Below are 21,086 nucleotides of genomic sequence, written 5' to 3' on the forward strand. Positions count from 1 at the left end.
ACGATTAGTAAAGCCCGGCTTCCTTAGCGATCATTGCCGCCTGGGTGCGGTTCTTGGCCTCTAGTTTGCGGCACAGGGTACGCACATGCAGTTTGATTGTGACTTCCTGTAGATCAAGATCGCGGGCGATTTCCTTGGTGGATTGGCCTTTGCAAAGCCCGGAAAGAACTTCGTTTTCACGCGGGCTGAGTTTCGCGGCCAATGGATGTGCTGGGGCTGCGGGCTCTTCCCGCATCAGATCAACCGGGACATAGATTTCCCCGGCGGCCATAAACCGCACCGCATTGAGCAGCGATTGAGCGCCCATGGTTTTTGGAATAAAGCCAATCGCCCCCAATTTGAGCGCTTCCTGTGCGGTTTGCGCCGGTGCGCTGCCAGACAGAATGGCGACGCCTTTGCCGCCATTGGCATTCAACGCTTCGCTCAACCCTGCAAGCCCATGCATCCCAGGCATTTGGAAATCAAGTAGCACCAGATCAAAGGGGCCCTCGCGGCCTATTTTGTCCAAAGCGCCAGCCAGATCTGTCGCCAAAGAGACCTCCGCCTCCCCCTTCGTTTCGAGGTAGGCAGAGATGGTTTCGCGAACCATGTCATGATCGTCTGCTAACAAAATACGCATGAAAACCTAATACTGTTCCAGTTGGTCTAAGGTCAGCCTACAATCAGAAGTATTTCAAATCCATCAAGTTTTTAGGTCCAATTGGTAAGAAAGTGCGTAGAAGATATCAGAAGCGCTCCGAGGTTAGGGTTTTTTCGTGGCGCGGGGACCACTGATCGTGTCGGTGAACGCAGCCCAGTTACGCCGGGAGGCCTCTCCAGGGCGAGAATATGGCCTAATGAGGGTTGTGACTGGGGTATTATGTGTCGGTTTTGCTTGTCTCCTATACGGAAGGATAGGAGGCTATCCTGAGGCCTAGATAGCCTCAGGGCCGAGATATGTTAGGCTTTGCTCAATCTTGGATAGCGTAAATTCGACGTTAGCTGGGAAAACCCAGGACGCTATTGGTTGTACCCATTTGGAGAAAATGATGATGCGTGAAAAGAAAGTTCTGTCCCTTGCATTGGGGGCTGGTCTAGCGGTTTTTGCTGCCTTGTTTGGGGCAGATACCACACGGGCCGATACCGCATCTCAATCCGCCGCGCCAGCGCCTCAGGGGGAGGTGTTGCTCACCGTGACATTGGAGGGCGAGGGCGCAAGGGAGCAGCAAATGACGCTGGCCCAACTGCAGGCGCTGGCCGCAGATAGTTTTGAAACCACCACGATCTGGACGACTGGACCGCAGAGCTTTACCGGTGTGCCACTGGCAGAGCTACTGGCGCAGTTCGATATTGCGGCGCCCACTCCAGGGATCACGCTTGAGGCGCGCGCGGTCAATGACTACATGGTTGAAATCCCGCTGACCGATGCGGTTGAGGACGGTCCCATTATCGCTTACCTGCGCAATGGAAAGACCATGTCCCTGCGCGGGAAGGGGCCCTTGTGGCTGGTCTATCCCTACGACAGCAACCCGGCCTATCGCACAGAGGCGGTATATTCGCGCAGCATCTGGCAGCTGGACAGCTTGAGCTTGAGGCCCACAGCTGAATGACCAAAGTGGTGCCACAGGTTAAAACGCAAGGTAGGGGAGCGCGGGGCGTCGCCTTCTCCCAGTCGGCGCCCACTGCGCCCTTCTGGAGAGGCTTTGGCAAAGGCAACTGGCCCCGGCTGACAAAGCTATTGCTCTTGCTGGCGCTGATGGTGCTGCCGCTCCTCACTGTGCAATCTGTGCGTCTTGGACATGAGGTCGTTCAACGGTTAGAGGGTTTGTCGACGGCCGCGACAGACAATATGCAATGGGTGCTGTCCCAGGCTGAAGTGGATCATCTTAAGCTGGAAGTCGCGCTGATTAATGTCTCAGAGCCCGGCGGCGTAATTGCTCTGAGGCGTCAGTTTGACATATATTACAGTCGCATAGACACCTTTATTGAAGGGCCACTTTTTGCTGATCTGCGGAGCTCTCCTGCGGGTGGCAAACTACTTAGACGGTTGCAGGATCGTCTGAACGCGCTTGTTGGATTGATCGATGTTCCCGATGGCCAGGTGCTTCAGAACCGAGATCAGATAGCGCAAGAGCTTGTGAATAACGGCGATGATGTGCGGGAGTTGGCGCTTTTTGGCGTTGTGATTCAAGTCGAAGACACAGAAAGCAAGCGCCTCAATCTCTTTGCGATTTTGTGGCGCCTGGCCGTTGTAGTCTTGGCTCTATTTGTAGCCCTGGCGATCACTGCGCTGCTATTGGGCTGGATGTACCGCCGTGGCCGTAGATTGGCCGAAGAGCGCAGCCAGGCTGGATCCCGGATGGAGGCGATGATCTCGTCTTCTCTGGATGCTATTTTGATGACGGATCGGCAGGGGCGTATCTTGGCTTTCAACGGCGCAGCCGAAGCCATTTTCGGCTACAAGCGTGAGGATGTGATTGGCGAACAAATGGCCGATCTGATCATTCCACCGCATCTTCGCCAAGCGCATTACGCAGGCATGGACCGCTTGTTGAAGACCTCCGAAGCTCGGGTTGCTGGACGTGGACGTGTGCAGTTGCAGGCGTTGCGTGAATCTGGCGAGATTTTCCCGGTCGAAGTCTCCCTCTCCATAAGCCGCAGCCAGGCCGATATGGTGTTTGTGGCCTATCTGCGTGACATCTCTGATCGTATTGCTGCCGACGAGGAGTTGCGGCGTGCCCGCGACGATGCTCTGGCCGGGGAACGGGCCAAGGCAAATCTTCTGACCGTAATGAGCCATGAGATGCGTACGCCTTTGACTGGGATATTGGGAGCGATTGATCTGTTGCAGGAGACAGACCCCAATGCCGAGCAAAGCCGCTATCTGGATGCCATGTCGGTGTCTGGAGAGTTGTTGTTGCATCACGTCAACGATGTTTTGCAGCTGTCCAGCCTGGAATCCGGAATTGCGTCGGAGGCGGCTTGCCCGTTTGATCTACGAGAGGTAATGGAGCGACTGGTGGGAAGCCAACAGGCCCACGCGCGTTCCCACGGCAACGTCTTGACCTTGAACTATGGTCTCGACGAAGCCGCTAGCATGGTTGCGGGGCAACCACGGGCCTTGCAGCAGGCGTTGCTCAATCTGATTGGAAATGCGATCAAGTTCACCCGTGATGGGGCCGTCCTGGTCGATGTCCAGCTCAGTGCAACAGCCGGACATATCGAGTTTCATGTCTCTGATACTGGCGAAGGCATTGCCAAGAAGGATCTCAAGCGGATCTTTGAGGATTTTATCACTCTGGATTCCAGCTATCGGCGGGGCAGCGAAGGAACAGGGCTGGGGCTGGCGATCACGCGCCGCATCGTAGAGGCAATAGGCGGCACCATCACCTGCGACAGCGAACTCGGAGAAGGCAGCCTGTTTTCTTTGACCCTACCACTCGCGGCTGCGCAGCCTCTCTCGGTTCCGAATCCTTTGGCTAAGCAAAGGCAGGAACAGTCAGCGAAACTATTGGTGGTGGAAGACAATGACATCAATCGTGAGCTGTTCCAGCAGATGCTACAGAAATTGGGCCATCAGGTGACAGTGGCCTCCGGTGGCGCGGCAGCGATAGAGATGTGCCGACAGCAGGATTTCGACCTCATCCTGATGGATATCAGTATGCCAGAGGTGGATGGCATCGAGGCGATCGGCCGGATCCGAGCGGAGAAACTGGCTGAAGCTGTCGATATCGTCGCGCTCACCGCGCATACTGCCCCAGATGACCATGCCCGGATCCTCAAAGCAGGCTTTGCTGAGATCGTGACCAAACCCGTTAGCAATCAAGAGCTGTCCGCTTTGGTCGCACGACGCGCTGCACCAGCCAAGATCCCGCCGCAGCCAGCAGAGCAATCGGATATAGAACAGTTCTTTGAGGCTCTTGGCTCAGAGCGCGCCATGGGATTTCTGACAGCGTTTGCCGCGGAGGTAGAGGGCTTTCTGACTGCGCTCAAGGGCGCCGAGGCGCTTGACCCGGATCACCGCAAAGAGGCACACCGGCTGGCCGGATCGGCGGCTGTTTTGGGGCTGGTTGAGCTGCGGATGGCGCTGCTGGCAATCGAGATGCAGGAGGGGGATGAGAAACCTGTGGCCACAGGGCTTCAGCACAGTTGGATGGAGGCCAAATCTGAGCTGGAGATGAATTCTCCCTATTCAGAAGCGGTTTAGCGCGGCTGGGCGCCTGTTGATGCGCCCGCTGCCTGGCGGAACCAATAGCATCTAACTGCGGAGAAGTGGCCAAGCAGAAATGCCCTGGCGTGATCCGGACTGATGTATGTCCCGTGCCAAATCAGCAGAAAAGAAGCGCGTCGATTGCCTTTTCCTCACTGAGGAAGCGGCAGGCGCGAGAAGTTCAGCATCGAGATACTGTTCCTAAGCAATGCGCCCCAGCGCCCGCAGAACAAGCATCTTGTCGCAAAGTCAGATAACACGAATGGACTAATGGATGCAAAAAAGCCCTCTAAGGGTATAACCTTAAAGGGCTTTTTATGGCTCCGGCGGTAGGGATCGAACCTACGACCAATTGATTAACAGTCAACTGCTCTACCGCTGAGCTACGCCGGAACGGTCTCTGCGATATAGCGAGGCCTCCGGGGGAGGTCCAGAGGAAAATTGGATTTCCCAGAAAAAAGTGTCAGGAGCGAATTCGAAAGCTGCCTGTTTCCGTAAGCCTGCCGCAGGGCTCGATTTTTTCTCGCCCAACCAGATCGACAAGATGGGCAAATACATTGCGTTCGGCGGCGGGCAATAGGGCTGGAGGCGTTTCTTTGTAGATATCACGTGCCAGTTCGGCGGAGGTGGCCGGAGCCCGTCGCAAACAGGTCAGGATATCCGCCTCGCGGCTGTTGCGGTGCGCGATCAGCCAATCCAGGCGCTCTTTGGGGGCGGTGACAGGGGCGCCGTGACCGGGGTAGAACACCCGCCAGTCTCTGGCGCGCAGGCGTGCGCAAGAGGACATGAAATCCGTCAGATCCCCATCAGGCGGCGAAACCAGTGAGCTGGCCCAACCCATAATATGATCGGCGGTAAAACAAGCATCCCCCAGGGCAAGGGCAATGTGGTTGCCCAGATGGCCAGGTGTGTGGATGACCTCTAGCTGCCAATCCGTCGCCGCTAGGATCTCGCCATCCGCCACGAGGATGTCTGGCGCGAAATCACGGTCGATGCCCTCTCCGCCGCTGCGCATACCTGCACGCACCAGGTCCTGCATGACGGCACTGCGCCCAGTCTCGCTGGGGCCAAAGGCATAGATCGGCGCACCGGAGCTATCCGCGAGAGCCCGGGCAAGCGGTGAGTGATCCAGATGGCTGTGGGTGACGATGATATGGCTGATGCGTTGCTCAGGCAGGACAGAGGCCAGAATGGCATCCAGATGGGCCTTTTGATCTGGACCGGGGTCGATGACTGCCAGATCGGTGATACCAACAAGGTAGGTATTGGTGCCGCGATAGGTCATCGGCGACGGATTGGGAGCCAAGAGGCGTCGCACGCCGGGTTGCAGCTCTTCTGGCACGCCAGGCGTTGGGTTGAATTCATCAGGAGCTTGCATGTGGATATGCCTTTTGTCAGGGCTGCGTCTTGGCGCTGCCTGGGTTGTTTTTGGGCGGACCTCTGACCCCTTGGGGTCGTAGCGCAGAGCTGCGGGTTAACGGCTCTTCACAGTGCGGTGCTGCCCCGTTAGTATTAGCCTATGTTCTTCCAATGGCTTAAACAATATGTTCCGCGCAGTCTTTATGGTCGCGCGGCATTGATCCTGATCATGCCCGTTGTTGCGCTGCAACTTCTGGTCACAATCGTATTTATCAAACGCGATCTTGAGGACGTGACCACGCAGATGACCACAACGGTTTTGCGTGAAATCACTCTCTTGCGCCAACGGGCTGGTGATACCTCGGATCCTGACCTCTACTTACAGCATCTGGACCCCTATCTGGCGCCCTTGACGATGACCGCCAGGTTCGTGGCCCCACAGGAGCCACGACCGCAGGATGAGCTGAGCCTGAATGAATTCTCGGGTCGGGTGGTGCGGGCTAAACTCGAACGAGAACTCGAGGGGTTTGTGGCGGTTAAGTTCCCGGAAACCAGAGAGTTCCTGCTCTATTTTGAAACGCGCGCCGGTATCTTGGAGTTGAAACTGGACCGGCGGCGCCTGACGGCAGCTGCGCCGCATCAGTTGATTGTCACCATGGTGTTTTTTGGCTTTCTGATGACGGTGATCTCTTTCGTCTACATGCGCAACCAGTTGCGCCCGATTAAGAAGCTAGCAGATGCTGCCCAGGCCTTTGGGCGTGGGCGCAACCTGCCATATTCTCCGCGTGGTGCTATCGAGGTCCGGGTTGCCGGTAGTGCCTTTCTGGATATGCGGGCGCGCATTGAACGCCAGATTGAACAACGCACGCTGATGCTGTCGGGGGTGAGCCATGATCTGCGCACACCCTTAACCCGGCTGAAGTTGAGCCTGGCGATGATCGATGAAGAAGAAGCTGAGCCTATGCTGCGGGACGTCAGCGAAATGCAGGCGCTGCTGGACGCTTTTCTCGATTTTTCACGTGGGGCCTCGACTGGGGAACCAGAACCGGTGGATCCGCAACAATTGGCGATTTCCGTTGTCGAAGATTGGCGGCGTCAGGACAAGGATGTGATGCTGGGAGAGTTGAGCGGCGCCGGGACGGTGCCTCTGCGGGCTCAGTCCATGCGCCGGGCGCTGGAAAACCTGATTTCCAATGCTGTGCGCTACGGCACGCGGGCACGCGTTTCTGTAGCCCTGACCGAAAAATCCCTGCGTCTGCGTGTGGAAGACGACGGCCCCGGTATTCCGCCGGGCCTAAGAGGAGATGCTGTGCGCCCATTTGCGCGACTTGATCCGGCGCGAAACCAGGATCTGGGCTCAGGGGTGGGGCTTGGCTTGGCGATTGTGGCTGACATCGCCCGTGCCCATGGCGGCATGCTGAGGCTGGGCAAAAGTGAAGACCTTGGTGGGTTGCAGGCAGATATTGTGATTGGCCGTTAACCTCCCCTCTTTGATATTCACGCCAAAGAGGGAGGGGGATTTCAGGCTTTTACGGCGCAGTTCTTGCGCGCGTGGAAGATGAAGCCAATGAAATTGAGCAGGAGCTGAGCCGCAAGGATTTGCGTGCTCTCACTCGGATCATAGGCGGGGGCCACCTCGACCAGATCAATGCCCACCACATCACCGCGCTGCGCCAGACCCTGCAGGATCTCCAAGACGTCATAGTAAAGAAAGCCGCCATGGCTTGGAGTGCCGGTTCCAGGTGCGATCGAAGGACAGAAAGCATCAATGTCGATAGTTACATAGTAGCGTCCACCTTCTGGAATACGGGCCAGAACCGCGTCACAGCCCAGTTTGCGCACCTGCCGTACTGACAGGATATCTGAGCCACGGCCGCGGGCGTCATCATAACCGTCCTTTGCGGTTGAGGAGACATTGCGAATCCCGAGCTGGGTCATGCCCGAGACATAGTCTTTTTCGATGGCGCGCCGCATTGGATTGCCATGGCCATTGGTAACGCCATGACGGGTGTCCACAAAATCCAGATGCGCATCAATCTGCACCACATGCAGAGGGCCGTTTTGGGCGCAATCTTTGTCAAAGGCGTTGATGCAGGGGATATTGATCGAGTGATCCCCTCCAATGGTGACGGGCAGGGCACCGGCATCCAGAATCTTTCTGACGCCAAACTCGATATTTGCGTGGCTTTCTTCGGTTTTGGTATGGATGATATCCGCATCCCCAAGATCGACCATGGTTACATCATCGGCCCCCAGATAGGTGGCGTCATCCTCATGGTCATAGGCACCCGCATGGCCAAAGCTGAACAGGGTAGAGGCCTCGCGCACCGCGCGCGGACCAAAACGCGCGCCTGGGCGCCACTGTGTGCCAAAATCAAAGGGTGCGCCAAGAATGGCGACATCCGCCTCTATCCTATCCCAATCCGCAACGTAGTTGGATTTGCCGAAGGTTGAAATACCGACAAAAGGAAGGTTCAACCGACCGGCCTCATATCCATGCTCTGACAATTTAGCCTCCTACTGGTCTGCTGTGTTTGACTTTAGATGATGGCGGAGTTCATGCGCCAAGACCAGCTCTTCCTTTGTAAGTACGATCCTTATTGGCCATTCAAAAGTTTGGGCCGTTTTCCTTTTTTTTCAGCGCCTAAGGTCCTTATTGGTCGAAAATTAGGATATTCACTTTAGTGAATATCCCTGTAGCCTGGGGGTGCATAAATTTGCATTGTAAAGGCGCATCCTTTGAGGGCGCGCGGAATGAAATTTCAGCGGGGGATTGACCAAACCATGACTATGACAAAACGGGAGGTTGTTGAGCACTGGTTTTCAGAAATTTGGGATGCCGGAAATATTTCCGCTTTGGATGAGCTCCTGGCCCCCAGCTTAGGAGAGGATGGTCAGATTTACGGTGGCCTTGCACTGCGGAAAGAGCTTCCACTTTTGGTCGATGTGTTACGCGGCCTTGTCGGGCCGATGAAGACCGAAATTCTAGTCTATCTGGAAGATGGTGAATGGGTCAGCGTTTACTATCGCACGAATGGGGCCGGAGAAGAGGGACACAAGCCAGTTAAGGTTGAGAGCCTGCTGATGTTCCGCTTTGATCAGGGGCTGATCGTTGATCTGATTTCACGGATAGATAGTCTGGCCTTGTTTGAACAACTTGGGCAAATGCCCCCTGATACTTTGCTAGGGTGCTTCTCCGGGCAAAGCCTGATCTGGAAATAACTGTAGCTGCGGCTTTGCTGTAAATTTCTCTCAGGTTCCGGTTTGAGGTTTTCGCAGCCGAATCCTTTGGGTGTTTTGCAATTTCTCTTTGCTACGCGGCCCGTAAGAATGGGCTTTGTAGGGAGTGTTAAGTATTTGTACATAAATGGATTTTTCAACAATCGGTTTGGGGTGCGCTCTTTCCTTGGTAGAGATTTCAGGTATAAGAAAATCACTTTTTTAAGGTAGCTTTTGATAATGACGAAACGGCAAATCGTTGCTCGCTGGATTCATGAAGTATGTGAAGAAGGGGACATGTCAGTCTTGGACGAGCTTTTGTCCCCGACACTGGGAGCTAATGAACAGGTTATCTCAAATCTGGCGACGCGGAAGGAAATCCCGTTGTTGCTGGATGTACTCCACACCCTGATTGGCAAGATGAGTATCGAGATTCTGGTTTTCTTAGAAGATCGCGATTGGGCGGCTGTTCACTACAAAATGACATCTGCTGGCCCAGATCATGCAAGATCGGTAGAAACTGACGGAGTGTTGATGGTGCGATTTGTTGATGGGCTGATCGCAGAGATAGTCTCGCAGGCGGATATTATGACTGTGTTTGAACATCTGGGGCAATTGCCGCCAGATGCGATGCTTGGGTGTTTTTCAGGGCAGAGTCTGGACTGGAAGTGAATGAGGAGGCCGTGTGAGCCTCCTGAAACTTTCCGGCCAATTCGCCGCATTTTCTGAGGACCCCATCGATCAATAGAGGTGTTGTGGGGGGGTGGTAGGCCCGGCAGGATTTGAACCCGCAACCAAAGCGTTATGAGCGCTCTGCTCTAACCGTTGAGCTACAGGCCCACTAAGCACGTGGTTAGGAAATGCCTGCAGGAAGGTCAAGCCATGATTGCAGCTGGAGGGTGGCGACGGGCAATTGAGGCAAGGCGCAGCGCTTCCATACGCTCAAGCAGGGCAGTGATGACCACCTCGTGGCGTTTGTCATAGCTGTGGCGTGAAGGGTAGACCGCGAAGATCTCTTTTGGCTGTGGTTGGTACGCTGGTAAGACTTCTTCAAACTGCCCAGTACAAAGAGCTTCATCCAAAAATAGCCGTGGCGCCCGGGCGTATCCGGTGTGGTTGGAGACGGCGCGAATGATCAGGTCAGGATCATCGGCGGTAAATCCCACGTGAACTGGCGCCTGAAATTCAACGCCGTTCAGAATCAGTGGGAAAAACCCACCGGTTTGATCCTCATGGTGCTGGATGAATTTTAGCCGTCTCAGATCTTCGGGCAGTTCTGGCCGTCCAGTCTGATCCAAATAAGTTGGCGTAGCAAACAGCACGGTTTCCATCTGCGCAATCTTGCGGGCGGCTCCGTCGCTATCGCCCAGGGTTCCCGAGCGAATGGCGAGATCGACGTTTTCGCGTACCACATCAACCAGCCTATCTTCGAGCTTCATCACGATATCCAGATCGGCATAGGCCTGGTTGACCTCTAGTAGCACTGGGCCGAGGATAATGCGGCCAAAAAAGGTGCTGGTGCTGATCCGAAAGGTGCCTGAAACGTTTTCCTCCAATGCGCTGAGCTCGGCGCTCATGCGATCATAGCCCGAGAGCAAGCCCTGGGCCTGGGAGTAGACCAACTGGCCAGCGCGCGTCGGCTTTACCCCGGTAGAGGAGCGGTGCAGTAACTCATGCCCCAAGAGTGCCTCTAGCTGTTTGATTTGCAGGCTCATCGCAGGCTGGCTGATACCGCGGCGCTGGGCTGCGCGGTTCAGGCTTCCTTCGTCCAGGGCAATAACAAAGCTCTCTAACAATCCCAAGCGATCCATAGGGTATAGGTCCTGCTTATATGTGTAATAGGGCGTTTATGCCTACATGGGTTGAATTTGGCAAACTAGATCGGGGCTGCGACCAGAAACTGGTTCCAACCATATCGGAGATCCTTATGACGATTAATCGCAGAACCTTTCTTGCGGCACTTGCTTCGGCACCGGCAGCCACATTTATCACTGGCCAGGCTCAGGCAGAAAGCGCGGCTGCTAACACCGGGTTGCCCCCGGTGTTACATCAGTTTTCCCTAGGCGATGCTCGTGTGACCGTGTTTTTGGACGGTCATCTGCCGCTGGGGCCGCAGCTCTTTGCAAATTATGATGCGCAAAAGGCAAAGGCCGTTCTGGCCCAAGGGTTGCATCAGATGACTCCAGAGGGGGTGAATATCCCGGTAAATGGTTATCTGGTCGAGCGGGGCGATGCAAAAACGCTGATCGATGCTGGTAGTGCTGACCTGATGGGACCGAATTTGGGCGCCATGGGGGCCGGACTGGCTGCAATGGGGGTGAAGCCCACTGAGATTACCACGGTTCTGTTGACCCATATGCATCCTGATCATTCTGGCGGTCTTGTTTCGCAGGATGGCCAGGCCGTTTTTCCGAACGCAGAGCTGGTGGTGTCTCAGGTGGAATGGGGATTTTGGCATGATGATGCCATTATGGCTTCGGTTCCAGAAGGCAACCGGGCCTTCTTTCAGATGGCACGCATGACAGTTGCCCCCTATCAAAACCGGCTGCGTCTGATTGACGGGGAGGCCGCCGTTGATGCCGGAATCACCGCGCTGCCACTTCCGGGGCACACGCCTGGCCACATGGGTTATATGTTGGACAGTGGCGGACAGCAGCTGTTGTTCTGGGGGGATATTATTCACAGCACTGCCCTGCAGTTTGCCTACCCTGACTGGACCATCGCCTTTGACACGGATCCGGTGCTGACGGCGACCACGCGGCACAAGATGCTCGACCGCGCGGCCTCTGAAGGGTTGTTGTTGACCGGTAGCCATATTGACTTCCCTGGCCTTGGTCGGGTTTTGCGTCAGAGCGAGGGCTATCGCTATCAGGCAGCGCCCTGGCAGTTTGGCCTCTGATCTGGCTGCGTAATTGGGGGCTTATCTAAGCATTGAGCTCTCTCTCCACCGTGCGACAGGTTGCGCGCGGTGGATTCCCTTGTTTCTTTCTGGTGAGCCTTGCGCTAAAGGCTGCGCAACCAGTTTTAAGGAGCCAAGAGATGACCAGCGGCAAGAACGGTTTGACCTATGCGGATGCAGGTGTGGATATTGACGCGGGAAATGCCCTGGTGGATCGCATCAAGCCCGCGGCCAAGCGCACCAATCGCTCAGGTGTGATGAGCGGCTTGGGCGGCTTTGGAGCGTTGTTTGATCTTAAAGACGCCGGCTATAACGATCCGATCCTGGTTGGGGCCACCGATGGGGTCGGCACCAAGCTGCGCATCGCTATTGATACCGGTGTTGTGGATGGCGTTGGCATTGATCTGGTTGCAATGTGCGTGAATGATCTGGTCTGCCAGGGCGCTGAGCCTCTGTTCTTCCTCGACTATTTTGCCACCGGCAAGCTCGAGACCGAAACCGCCGCGCGCATCATTGAGGGCATTGCCGAAGGCTGCGTGCGCTCTGGCTGTGCGCTGATTGGTGGCGAAACCGCCGAGATGCCCGGCATGTATCCTGAGGGCGATTTTGACCTGGCAGGATTCGCAGTTGGTGCCATGGAACGCGGCACGGCCCTGCCTGCTGGCGTGGTCGAAGGGGATGTGTTGATCGGTTTGGCCTCGGATGGGGTACATTCCAATGGCTATTCGCTGGTGCGAAAAATTGTTGAGCTCTCCGGTCTTGGCTGGGACGCGGATTCGCCCTTTAGCGAGGGTACTCTGGGCGAGGCCCTGCTGACGCCAACACGCCTTTATGTAAAGCAAAGCCTGGCGGCGGTACGGGCAGGGGGCGTGCATGCGCTTGCCCATATCACTGGCGGTGGTCTGACAGAGAACCTGCCCCGGGTGCTGCCCGAGGATCTGGGTGCCGACATCGACCTGAATGCTTGGGAGCTTCCCGGCGTGTTCAAATGGATGGCCGAGGTCGGCGGCATTGCCGAAGCTGAGATGCTCAAGACCTTCAACTGCGGCATTGGCATGATCCTGTCGGTTTCCGCCGATCGCGCCGATGAACTGATGGCGATCCTGCAGGACGAGGGCGAAACCGTCAGCCGCCTGGGCACTGTCACCGCAGGAGAGGGCATGCGTTACACAGGCTCTTTGCTGTGAGCGACAAGAAAAAGGTCGCTATCTTGGTCTCGGGCGGCGGCTCCAATATGGTGGCGCTGATCGAGAGTATGTACGGCGACCACCCAGCGCGCCCCTGTTTGGTACTGTCCAACGATGCCGAGGCAGGCGGGCTGAAAAAGGCCGCTGCCGCTGGCATCGCCACGGCGGCAGTTGATCATCGCCCGTTTAAGGGTGATCGCGCGGCTTTTGAGGCCGAGCTGATCAAACCTATTTTGGACGCGGGCGCTGATATCGTCTGTCTGGCCGGGTTTATGCGGGTGCTGACCGAAGGGTTTGTCACGCCGTTTCAGGGCCGCATGTTGAATATTCACCCCTCCTTGCTGCCAAAATACAAAGGCCTGCATACGCATGCCCGCGCACTTGAGGCTGGGGACGCTGAGCATGGCTGCACGGTTCACGAGGTGACACCAGCGCTGGATGACGGCCCAATTTTGGGCCAGGCACGGGTGCCCGTCCTGCCCGGCGATAGCCCTGATGATCTGGCAGCGCGCGTGCTGGTGCAGGAACATCGGCTTTATCCTGCGGTACTGCGGCGCTTTGCTGCGGGGGATCGTAGCCCGGTGTTGCTAAAGGGGTGATCTGGCAGTTTGCATTGCCGGTAGCAAAGGCGTATCACCATGGCCAGCCGATTTGCCCAGAACTTCAGACCAGAACACCAGAAAAGTCGTGATATATGAAAACTCTGACCACCACCGACGCGCTGCAGGCCTTTTGTGAAGAGGCTGCAAACCACCCCTATGTGACGGTCGATACCGAGTTTCTGCGCGAACGTACCTATTATTCCAAACTCTGCCTGATCCAGATCGCCTTTTCCGGCGATGGTGAAAACGACGCAGTTTTGGTGGACCCCCTGTCAGAGGGGTTGTCGCTGGAGCCGCTCTATGCGCTGTTTCGCGATGAATCCGTGGTCAAGGTGTTCCATGCTGCGCGGCAAGATCTCGAAATCTTTTGGGTGGATGCCAATGTCTTTCCCAAGCCCCTGTTTGACACTCAGGTCGCGGCCATGGTCTGTGGCTTTGGCGATCAGGTGGGCTATGAAACACTGGTGCGCAAGATCGTTAAAGAGGGCGTCGACAAAAGCTCGCGCTTTACTGATTGGTCTCGCCGCCCACTGAGCGAGGCGCAGCAAGCCTATGCCTTGGCAGATGTTACCCATTTGCGCCGGGTCTATGAATATCTTGCGGCCGATCTGGAGCGTAGTGGCCGCTCGCATTGGGTTGCCGAAGAACTGCAGGTACTCACCGATCCTGCGACCTACAATATCCAGCCGCAAGATGCCTGGCGTCGGGTTAAGACCCGCACCTCCTCGGGTAAGTTCCTGGCCGTGGTGCGTGAGTTGGCGGCTTTTCGCGAAGACTATGCCCAAACCAATAATGTGCCGCGTAACCGGGTATTCAAAGACGATGCGCTGGTAGAGCTGGCCTCAACTAAACCGCGCACCAGTTCTGATCTGGGGGGCTCGCGGCTGCTGTTGCGCGAAGCCCGCAAAGGCGCGATTGCCGAGGGCATTTTGCATGCGGTTGCCAAGGGCATGAGCTGCCCGCCGGATAAGCATCCAAAGATGGATCGTAGTCGAGAAAAGATGCAGGTGAACCCGGCGCTGGCCGATCTGCTGCGGGTGCTGCTAAAGGCTAAGACCGAATCTGCCGGCGTCGCTGCCAAGTTGATCGCCCCTAGCGCTGATCTGGATGCCATCGCGGCCGGAGAGCGCGATGTAGCCGCCTTAACGGGTTGGCGCCAGGAGGTCTTTGGCGAGGACGCGCTGCGCCTGTGCAATGGCGAGATCGCTCTGGCAGCAAAGGGGCAATCTGTGAAAGTCGTAGAGCTTTAAGTTTTGCAAAACCAGAGAGATTGCGCGGCGTCCGTGAATGGGAAGGTCAGCACCAAAAGAGCCGCGTTTTCACAGGGAAGGCGAACCTCTGTGTGAGGGAGTTGCTGCCACCATGAACTTGAAAAAGCCCAGAGCACCGCAACGGGCTCTGGGTTTTGAAATTCTAGATTGATTTTGTCCAGTGCGGGTTAGCGGCGGCGGGTTTCGCGGGCGTTCTCGGCTCCGCTGACCCGTATGGTGCGAATGCCACGCAGGTCCTGCTCAGAAACGGAAACGGCTGCTCTGACGGTGCGGCTATGTGCGCTGCCTGCGGGGGTTGGGGCAACCGGGTAGAGCACATTAAATGTATACTCCAGCGTGCCCTCGGCAGCCTCTGAAACTGGTCTCAGCTCCACCTCATGTGCGCCCTGGCGTGATGCAATGCCGCTGGCATAGATGATTGCACCGTTTGGCGTCGGTTCCACGCGCAGCTCGCTGATCTGCGCCACCGGTACGCTGAGGTCTTCCTTGTCGGCGCGGGCAAAGATGCTCTTGCGGCCCTTATCTGGGATCAAAGGGTTGGCGGCTTCCGCGTTAGCCTCTGCCACGGGCGCGGGTCTGGATTTTCCGAACCAGTTGCCTGGGTTGATGCGTGAGTCACGCCACCCCCCACAGCCCGCAACTATCAGCGTGCCCGCCAAGATGAGTGCCAAGGATTTGCGCATTTGGTCCCGCCCGTCTTTTAACTCTGGTTGATTGTGGTTACCCGATTGCGCGGCGCTTGAAAAGCTGTTGAAAAACATCCACGGGCGGCATAGGTGCTGCTGTGCTGATTTTCGTCACAAACCAGGGGACGCCCCATCATGGCCAGTGCTGCATTTGAAGAGATTGTTGAAGACTTCGAGTTCCTGGAGGACTGGGAGGATCGCTATCGCCATGTGATCGAACAGGGCAAGGCGATGGAACCTTTGGATGATGCGCTGAAAGTTCCAGCAACCAAAGTGGATGGCTGTGCCAGTCAGGTCTGGCTCCATCCCACTATTGAGAATGGGCGCTTCCATTTCGACGGTGAGAGCGATGCGCTCATTGTGCGAGGGCTTATTGCGGTGCTGCGCAGCCTCTATAATGGGCTTGCCCTGGCTGAGGTCATCAAGGTGGACGCCCGTGCTGAACTCGAGCGCCTGGGACTGAATGAGCACCTATCAGCGCAGCGCTCGAACGGGGTGCGGGCGATGATCGAACGTATTCGCGAGACAGCAGCAGCTCAGCTTTGATCAGTGGGCTTTGTCGGGCCCTTGGGGGGGCAGGTCTTGCAGGGCTTGGTCACGGGCTTTCAGGTAGCGAATATAGTCTCGCAACAAAGGGACCCTGCTGGGGCGAAAGCTCTCGCCTGTTTTGGCGTAGCTCTCGATCTTGGTGACATGGAACATGCGAAAATCGCTGCGTTTACAACACCACGCCAACAACATCACCGCCTGGTCATGGTAGGATAACGCCAGCGGGTAGATGCGCCGCAGCGTGTAGGACTGTTTCAGATCTCTGTAGCCGATCTCTAGCGCCTCTTCCGCCCACATCGCCTCGCGCAGGAGGGTCATGTCGATTGTTGGTCTTTGAGGGGATGTATAGCGATGCACCATGTTGACCGCATGCATGGCCTGGCGCTGCTGGCGCTCGGGCAGGGTCGCCAGGATCTTTACCAGGGCATCGCTCGCAGCCTGGGCAAGATCATCATCTCCTCTGTGCCCCACTTCGGCGAGCCCCAAGGTTAGGGCCTCGATCTCGATCTGGGTGAAGGTCTGCGGCGGCAAGGCTGGGTCCTCGACCATGGTATAGCCTAATCCCGCCTCGCCCTCTATCCGAGCGCCTGCGGCGCGCAGACTGTCTATATCACGGTAAAGGGTGCGCTCTGAGACCTCCATCGCTGCCGCCAAACGGGCAGCGGTCACCGGCGGCGTTAAGCCCCGGATAAGATGCAGTAGACGAAAGAGGCGATCAGATTTGGCCATGGGACAAACTAGGTGATAGATCCTGACAATATTTGGCAGGAGGGTAGCGGCATATATTGCCCATCGACAACCACCAATCTGAAAAGGTTCTATATCAATGCCTAAACTATACCACTCGCCCCACAGCCGGTCTTCTCGTGTCATCTCCCAGCTTATGCTGATGGGCAAGCTCGATGCAGTTGAGGTGATCTACGTGGATATCATCAAGAACGATGGTAGCGGTCGGCGCGATCCTATGAATGCCCACCCCGAAGGCAAGGTGCCGTTTCTGGTCACCGATGCAGGGGAAACTATCCGCGAAAGCGGTGCCATCATGATGTATCTGGATGAACTGTTTGGCCAGCCCCTCAGCCCCAAGCCCGGCGCGCCGGGACGAGGTCCTTACCTGTCTTGGATGCACTACTATGGTGGCGTTTTGGAGCCCGCTCTGATTGCCGCCTTTGCCGGGATTGAACACCCCGCCTTGGTCGGGACATTCCGGACCATGGCTGAGGTCGGGACGCAGTTGGAAAGCTGTTTGAAAGATGGCCCATTCTTGCTTGGCGATGACCTGTCTGTTGCTGATCTGATCATGGCCTCAGCCTTTCTTTGGGCCCCGCATCTTATGCCGGAAAGCCCCGAGATAAAAGCCTGGGTCGCCCGTGTGGCGCAGGCGCAGGACACAGGCGCGATGGAGGTCTTTGAGGCCCAAGCCCAGGAGCGGTTGAGCCTGACGGAACCCGCCTAACATAAGGCTCAAAGCCTGGACGGCACCTGTTGCTACTAGGCTTTGAGCTTCCCCCAGTGCAGCAAGCTCTCTTGCAGTTCGCCATAGCCCGTGTGGCGGTGCTCGAACCCCAGCCCCATGCGCGTCGCGCAGTCACGGGCCTTTTTCAGTAGTTCTGGGTCGGAGAGCTGCGATTGGTAGACCAGTTTGGTGTAGTTGCCAAATATCATCTCACGCAGTTCTGGATTTTTGTCCAACCCCATTGGCCGCCAGATGAAGGCGTCAAACTGTTTCACCAGGAAATCAGTTAGATAAAAGGCGGTTATTTCCCCTGCCTCGGAGATTTGGGCGAAGGTTTCATTGCCTTCAAAGAAAGAATAACAATGTGGGCCTGCCACCATTTCAACACCCAGTTCCGCGCATTTTTGCTCCAGCACGCCGCCAGTGCCGCAATCGGCATAGACAACGCAGATCTGATCATAGCTTTGGCGATGTTTTCGAACGGCTCCCTCAACCGCACCAGTGATCTGGTCCGGGTAGAGGTGCAGTTTGGCGGGCAGGCAGGTGAGATCCATGTGGTCCAACCCATTGAGCTCCTTGATAGCAAGGATCTCGCGCGCCAGGGCGCCACAGGCGATCAGTAGGATACGACCAGTCTTCTTTTCAGGGGCGGCCAGGCCCTGTTCGGTGAGGGAGCTTTCCTCGAGCGAACGCCCTGTGGGAGGGCGAAATGCAGCCCGTTCGGTCAAACGGGCTGCACGTCCTTTACGTGCCAAATCAGGCGCTCATCTGGTTGTGCTTGCGCGCAACAAAGTCCTTGGCCATTTCAACCGCAACCGCGGCGTCACGGCAATAACCGTCAGCGCCGATCGCCTTGCCGAACTCTTCGTTCAATGGCGCGCCACCAACAAGAACAACATAGTCGTCGCGCTTGCCTTGCTCGACCATGGTGTCGATGACAACCTTCATGTAGGGCATGGTTGTTGTCAGCAAGGCCGACATACCCAGGATGTCGGGCTGGTGTTCGTCCAGTGCTTCCAGGTAGTTTTCAACTGGATTGTTGATGCCCAGATCGACCACCTCAAAACCGGCGCCTTCCATCATCATCGAGACCAGGTTTTTCCCGATGTCGTGAATGTCACCTTTGACGGTGCCAATCACCATTGACCCCATGCGTGGGGCGCCAGTGGCGGCCAACAGGGGCTTCAGGATGGCCATGCCGCCCTTCATGGCATTTGCCGCCAGCAAAACCTCAGGCACAAACAGAATGCCATCGCGGAAATCGGCGCCAACAATGGTCATGCCGCCAACCAAGGCTTCTGTCAGCACCTTGTAGGGCTCCCAGTCGCGCGACAGAAGGATCTGAACACCTTCTTCGATTTCTTCCTTCATACCGTCATAAAGGTCATCAAACATCTGTTGAACGAGTTCTTCGTCGTCCAGTTCCGCCAGGATGATATCTTCTTCTTCTGACATGCGCCTATTCCTTGAGTGGGCGGGGAGTCCCCGGCGTGGCATCGTTGTGCCGACTATTGGGCCATAATGCCGCGTCTAGACTGCAATATTTGCGACATTGCCTTTGTCCGAACCGACCTATAGGCGCAAAAATAGCAGATTGATAATGAAGAATTCGCAAGGAAATCTTCGATTTCCCGGGTTTGTTCTTCATTTGTTCCAAAAATGCTGTCACCATAGCAAAATGGAACAGATGATTCACAACTCACCGCAGCGTCGCAAAGCCCGCGCCAGCCTTAGCAATGCGCCAAGTCGCTTTGATCTGCAGCGCGAATCTATCGATGATGGTTGGCTGCAGGAGCAGCCAGCGCAGGTGATTCCCACCGAAATTCGACTGGAACAGGTTCGCAGTGCCATCTCGTACAACCGCTCGCCAGATCTGCCCTTTGACCGCTCGGTCAATCCCTATCGCGGCTGCGAGCATGGCTGCATCTATTGTTTCGCCCGTCCCAGCCACGCCTATCTTGGCCTGTCTCCTGGACTGGATTTTGAAACCCGTTTGATTGCCCGTCCCAATGTAGCGCAGGTTCTGCGTCAGGAACTGTCAAAGCCACGCTACAAAGTTGCAACACTGGCCATGGGTACCAATACTGATCCCTATCAGCCCTGTGAGCGTGACCATGGCCTTGCGCGGGCCTGTCTTGAGGTGCTGCAGGAGTTCAATCATCCGATTGCCATTGTCACCAAGGGCAGTCTAATTGAGCGAGATCTCGATATTCTGTCAGACATGGCAACCAAGGGTTTGGTGCGGGTTGGGATTTCTGTCACCACGCTGGACCCGGATCTCTCACGCCGTATGGAGCCCCGCGCGCCGACACCTGCGCGCCGGCTTGCCGTGATCAACCGCCTCTCCAAGGCAGGCGTGCCGGTGCGGTTGATGGCCTCGCCGGTGGTGCCGGGTTTGACGGATCATGAGTTAGAGGCGCTCCTGGCCGCTGGCGCCGCGGCAGGTGCCGATGCGGCCAGCTGGATCATGCTGCGTTTGCCACGGGAGGTCTCCCAACTTTGGCAGGACTGGCTGGCGGAGCATGAACCGGGGCGCGCGGCTAAGGTTATGGCCCGCCTGCGCGAAATGCACGGTGGGCGCGATTATGATCCACGCTGGGGCCAGCGCATGCGCGGCGAGGGGGAATATGCTGCTATGATCGGGCGGCGCTTCAAGGCAGCCTGCAGGCGGCTTGGACTTGCAGAACATCAGCCAGACCTGGAGACGGGCCGGTTTGAAAGGCCTCCCCAACCCGGTGACCAGCTGGGGTTGTTTTAGTTTTTGTGAAAATGTGTTAAGATTGTTTTTTCTAGTTTGTTTTTTAGGAGGTGACAATGTTCCCAAGTGATTGGAAAAAAGTACAAAAACGCTTGATGAAGCTGGGTTTTAATCCTGGGCCTGTCGATGGGATCCGAGGCAAGATGACCAGCAATGCAATACGGCGTTTCCAGCAGAGTGTCGGTTTGCTGGCAGATGGGATTGTCGGGCCAATGACCTATGCCGCGCTTTTTGGTCCACCTGCGACCGGTCAGGTTCATCGGTTTGACCGAATGCCATGGTTCGATGAGGCCAACAGGCTCATGGGAACAAAGGAAATTCCGGGACCGATGTCGAACCCGCAGATCTTGAAGATGGCTGAGGATCTGGACATAGATTACGACAACGACGACATCCCCTGGTGCGGCCTGTTTGTGGGGCATTGTGTCGGCTCAACTCTGGTAGAGGAGCCGTTGCCAGCCAATCTACTGGGGGCGCGACAATGGTTGAAATTTGGCGAGCCTGTGAGCCCTCAAATTGGCGCCATTCTGGTCTTTTGGCGGGGCAAGAAAGATGGCTGGAAGGGGCATGTCGCCTTTTGTGCCGGAGAAGACAAGAAGCGCTATTACTGTCTTGGCGGCAACCAGTCCAATACAGTCAATGTCACAAAGATTAGCAAATCGCGATTGCTTGGGGCGCGTTGGCCTTTAACAGGTCCTGACCCGGCAGGGCTTACCAGCTTGGAAGGGATCGTTGCCATCGACGGCGATGGCAACGAAGAATAGCATCTTTTAAAGCTGTTAGCCGCGACGGCGGCTTCCCCGGCGTGAGCGACGCTCGGTAGCGGCCTTTTCTTCTTCGCCGGTCCCGTCGCTGGCGGAGGTGAAGGGGCCCAAAACCTCGACGATGCGTTCCAGGCTGGGGCGCTCGCC

The 21,086-nt window shown here is 56.5% G+C and carries 21 protein-coding genes, 2 tRNA genes and 1 pseudogene; 13 read left to right on the forward strand and 11 right to left on the reverse strand.

The annotated features are described in order from the left end of the window. Positions 1–4: 4 nt before the first annotated feature. Positions 5–619 carry a response regulator gene (locus MED193_RS22045; RefSeq protein WP_009812007.1) on the reverse strand — a complete coding sequence of 205 codons (615 nt, stop codon included), beginning with the start codon at positions 617–619 and terminating at the stop codon, positions 5–7. 412 nt (positions 620–1,031) lie between these two features. On the opposite strand from MED193_RS22045, the gene MED193_RS22050 reads away from it, so the two are divergent. Continuing rightward, positions 1,032–1,589 (forward strand): molybdopterin-dependent oxidoreductase, encoded by a 558-nt coding sequence (locus tag MED193_RS22050; protein WP_157041445.1) that lies wholly within the window; start codon positions 1,032–1,034, stop codon positions 1,587–1,589. Next, on the forward strand, positions 1,586–4,186 hold the full coding sequence (locus MED193_RS22055; protein ID WP_009812009.1) for a PAS domain-containing hybrid sensor histidine kinase/response regulator: 2,601 nt from the start codon (positions 1,586–1,588) through the stop codon (positions 4,184–4,186). Before MED193_RS22050 ends, MED193_RS22055 begins: the two co-directional genes overlap by 4 nt. 321 nt (positions 4,187–4,507) lie before the next feature. Here the strand turns inward: MED193_RS22055 and MED193_RS22060 are convergent. Both MED193_RS22060 and MED193_RS22065 read right to left on the reverse strand, forming a co-directional pair. Continuing rightward, positions 4,508–4,582, reverse strand: a tRNA-Asn gene (locus tag MED193_RS22060). A 70-nt stretch (positions 4,583–4,652) separates the two neighbouring features. Then, positions 4,653–5,567 carry an MBL fold metallo-hydrolase gene (locus tag MED193_RS22065; RefSeq protein ID WP_009812010.1) on the reverse strand — a complete coding sequence of 305 codons (915 nt, stop codon included), beginning with the start codon at positions 5,565–5,567 and terminating at the stop codon, positions 4,653–4,655. Between the two features lie 141 nt (positions 5,568–5,708). On the opposite strand from MED193_RS22065, the gene MED193_RS22070 reads away from it, so the two are divergent. Then, positions 5,709–7,028, forward strand: coding sequence for an ATP-binding protein (locus tag MED193_RS22070; protein WP_009812011.1), 1,320 nt, complete (start codon positions 5,709–5,711; stop codon positions 7,026–7,028). 41 nt (positions 7,029–7,069) lie between these two features. Here the strand turns inward: MED193_RS22070 and speB are convergent, their stop codons facing one another. Then, positions 7,070–8,056, reverse strand: a complete 987-nt coding sequence (gene speB / locus MED193_RS22075; protein ID WP_009812012.1) for an agmatinase — start codon at positions 8,054–8,056, stop codon at positions 7,070–7,072. A gap of 276 nt (positions 8,057–8,332) precedes the next feature. Between speB and MED193_RS22080 the strand changes: the two genes are divergently transcribed. Both MED193_RS22080 and MED193_RS22085 read left to right on the forward strand, forming a co-directional pair. Then, on the forward strand, positions 8,333–8,770 hold the full coding sequence (locus MED193_RS22080; RefSeq protein ID WP_254655487.1) for a nuclear transport factor 2 family protein: 438 nt from the start codon (positions 8,333–8,335) through the stop codon (positions 8,768–8,770). A 237-nt stretch (positions 8,771–9,007) separates the two neighbouring features. Beyond that, complete coding sequence (locus MED193_RS22085) at positions 9,008–9,439, forward strand: nuclear transport factor 2 family protein (protein WP_009812014.1); 432 nt, start codon at positions 9,008–9,010, stop codon at positions 9,437–9,439. A gap of 92 nt (positions 9,440–9,531) precedes the next feature. On the opposite strand, the gene MED193_RS22090 is transcribed toward MED193_RS22085, so the two are convergent. Both MED193_RS22090 and MED193_RS22095 read right to left on the reverse strand, forming a co-directional pair. After that, positions 9,532–9,607: transfer RNA gene (locus MED193_RS22090), tRNA-Ile, on the reverse strand. A gap of 35 nt (positions 9,608–9,642) precedes the next feature. Then, on the reverse strand, positions 9,643–10,578 hold the full coding sequence (locus MED193_RS22095) for a LysR family transcriptional regulator (protein WP_009812015.1): 936 nt from the start codon (positions 10,576–10,578) through the stop codon (positions 9,643–9,645). A gap of 116 nt (positions 10,579–10,694) precedes the next feature. On the opposite strand from MED193_RS22095, the gene MED193_RS22100 reads away from it, so the two are divergent. From MED193_RS22100 to rnd, 4 genes are all read left to right on the forward strand, one after another. Continuing rightward, a complete protein-coding gene (locus tag MED193_RS22100) occupies positions 10,695–11,666 on the forward strand; it encodes an MBL fold metallo-hydrolase (protein WP_039966563.1) in 972 nt (323 codons plus the stop codon). A 140-nt stretch (positions 11,667–11,806) separates the two neighbouring features. Beyond that, positions 11,807–12,853 carry a phosphoribosylformylglycinamidine cyclo-ligase gene (gene purM / locus MED193_RS22105; protein WP_009812017.1) on the forward strand — a complete coding sequence of 349 codons (1,047 nt, stop codon included), beginning with the start codon at positions 11,807–11,809 and terminating at the stop codon, positions 12,851–12,853. Continuing rightward, positions 12,850–13,452, forward strand: coding sequence for a phosphoribosylglycinamide formyltransferase (gene purN, locus MED193_RS22110; RefSeq protein WP_009812018.1), 603 nt, complete (start codon positions 12,850–12,852; stop codon positions 13,450–13,452). Before purM ends, purN begins: the two co-directional genes overlap by 4 nt. Before the next feature lie 95 nt (positions 13,453–13,547). Then, complete coding sequence (gene rnd, locus MED193_RS22115; RefSeq protein WP_009812019.1) at positions 13,548–14,705, forward strand: ribonuclease D; 1,158 nt, start codon at positions 13,548–13,550, stop codon at positions 14,703–14,705. A 188-nt stretch (positions 14,706–14,893) separates the two neighbouring features. Here rnd and MED193_RS22120 read toward each other — a convergent pair whose 3' ends face one another. Further along, on the reverse strand, positions 14,894–15,409 hold the full coding sequence (locus MED193_RS22120; RefSeq protein ID WP_039967195.1) for a hypothetical protein: 516 nt from the start codon (positions 15,407–15,409) through the stop codon (positions 14,894–14,896). A gap of 138 nt (positions 15,410–15,547) precedes the next feature. Here MED193_RS22120 and MED193_RS22125 point away from each other — a divergent pair, with 138 nt between their 5' ends. Continuing rightward, positions 15,548–15,958 (forward strand): SufE family protein, encoded by a 411-nt coding sequence (locus MED193_RS22125; RefSeq protein ID WP_009812021.1) that lies wholly within the window; start codon positions 15,548–15,550, stop codon positions 15,956–15,958. Here the strand turns inward: MED193_RS22125 and MED193_RS22130 are convergent, their stop codons facing one another. Continuing rightward, positions 15,959–16,690 carry a YafY family protein gene (locus MED193_RS22130; RefSeq protein ID WP_009812022.1) on the reverse strand — a complete coding sequence of 244 codons (732 nt, stop codon included), beginning with the start codon at positions 16,688–16,690 and terminating at the stop codon, positions 15,959–15,961. Positions 16,691–16,787: 97 nt separating this feature from the next. Between MED193_RS22130 and MED193_RS22135 the strand changes: the two genes are divergently transcribed. Next, positions 16,788–17,417: a glutathione S-transferase family protein gene (locus MED193_RS22135; protein WP_039966566.1), complete on the forward strand. Its 630-nt coding sequence runs from the start codon at positions 16,788–16,790 to the stop codon at positions 17,415–17,417. Positions 17,418–17,452: 35 nt separating this feature from the next. Here the strand turns inward: MED193_RS22135 and MED193_RS22140 are convergent, their stop codons facing one another. Both MED193_RS22140 and MED193_RS22145 read right to left on the reverse strand, forming a co-directional pair. Then, positions 17,453–18,172, reverse strand: coding sequence for a DUF1638 domain-containing protein (locus MED193_RS22140; RefSeq protein WP_039966569.1), 720 nt, complete (start codon positions 18,170–18,172; stop codon positions 17,453–17,455). Position 18,173: 1 nt separating this feature from the next. Then, positions 18,174–18,872 (reverse strand): cobalamin-binding protein, encoded by a 699-nt coding sequence (locus MED193_RS22145; RefSeq protein ID WP_009812025.1) that lies wholly within the window; start codon positions 18,870–18,872, stop codon positions 18,174–18,176. Between the two features lie 223 nt (positions 18,873–19,095). Between MED193_RS22145 and MED193_RS22150 the strand changes: the two genes are divergently transcribed. Further along, the gene (locus tag MED193_RS22150; protein WP_009812026.1) at positions 19,096–20,175 is read left to right on the forward strand and encodes a PA0069 family radical SAM protein; all 1,080 of its coding nucleotides are present in this window, start codon (positions 19,096–19,098) and stop codon (positions 20,173–20,175) included. Between the two features lie 56 nt (positions 20,176–20,231). Next, entirely contained in the window at positions 20,232–20,939 is a 708-nt protein-coding gene (locus tag MED193_RS22155) for a TIGR02594 family protein (protein ID WP_039966571.1), read from the forward strand. Between the two features lie 15 nt (positions 20,940–20,954). On the opposite strand, the pseudogene MED193_RS23310 reads toward MED193_RS22155, so the two are convergent. Then, positions 20,955–21,086, reverse strand: a pseudogene (locus MED193_RS23310) (methionine synthase); the annotation flags it as partial.

It is taken from the genome of Roseobacter sp. MED193 (assembly GCF_000152965.1).
In the GTDB taxonomy this organism is placed as follows: domain Bacteria; phylum Pseudomonadota; class Alphaproteobacteria; order Rhodobacterales; family Rhodobacteraceae; genus Pseudophaeobacter.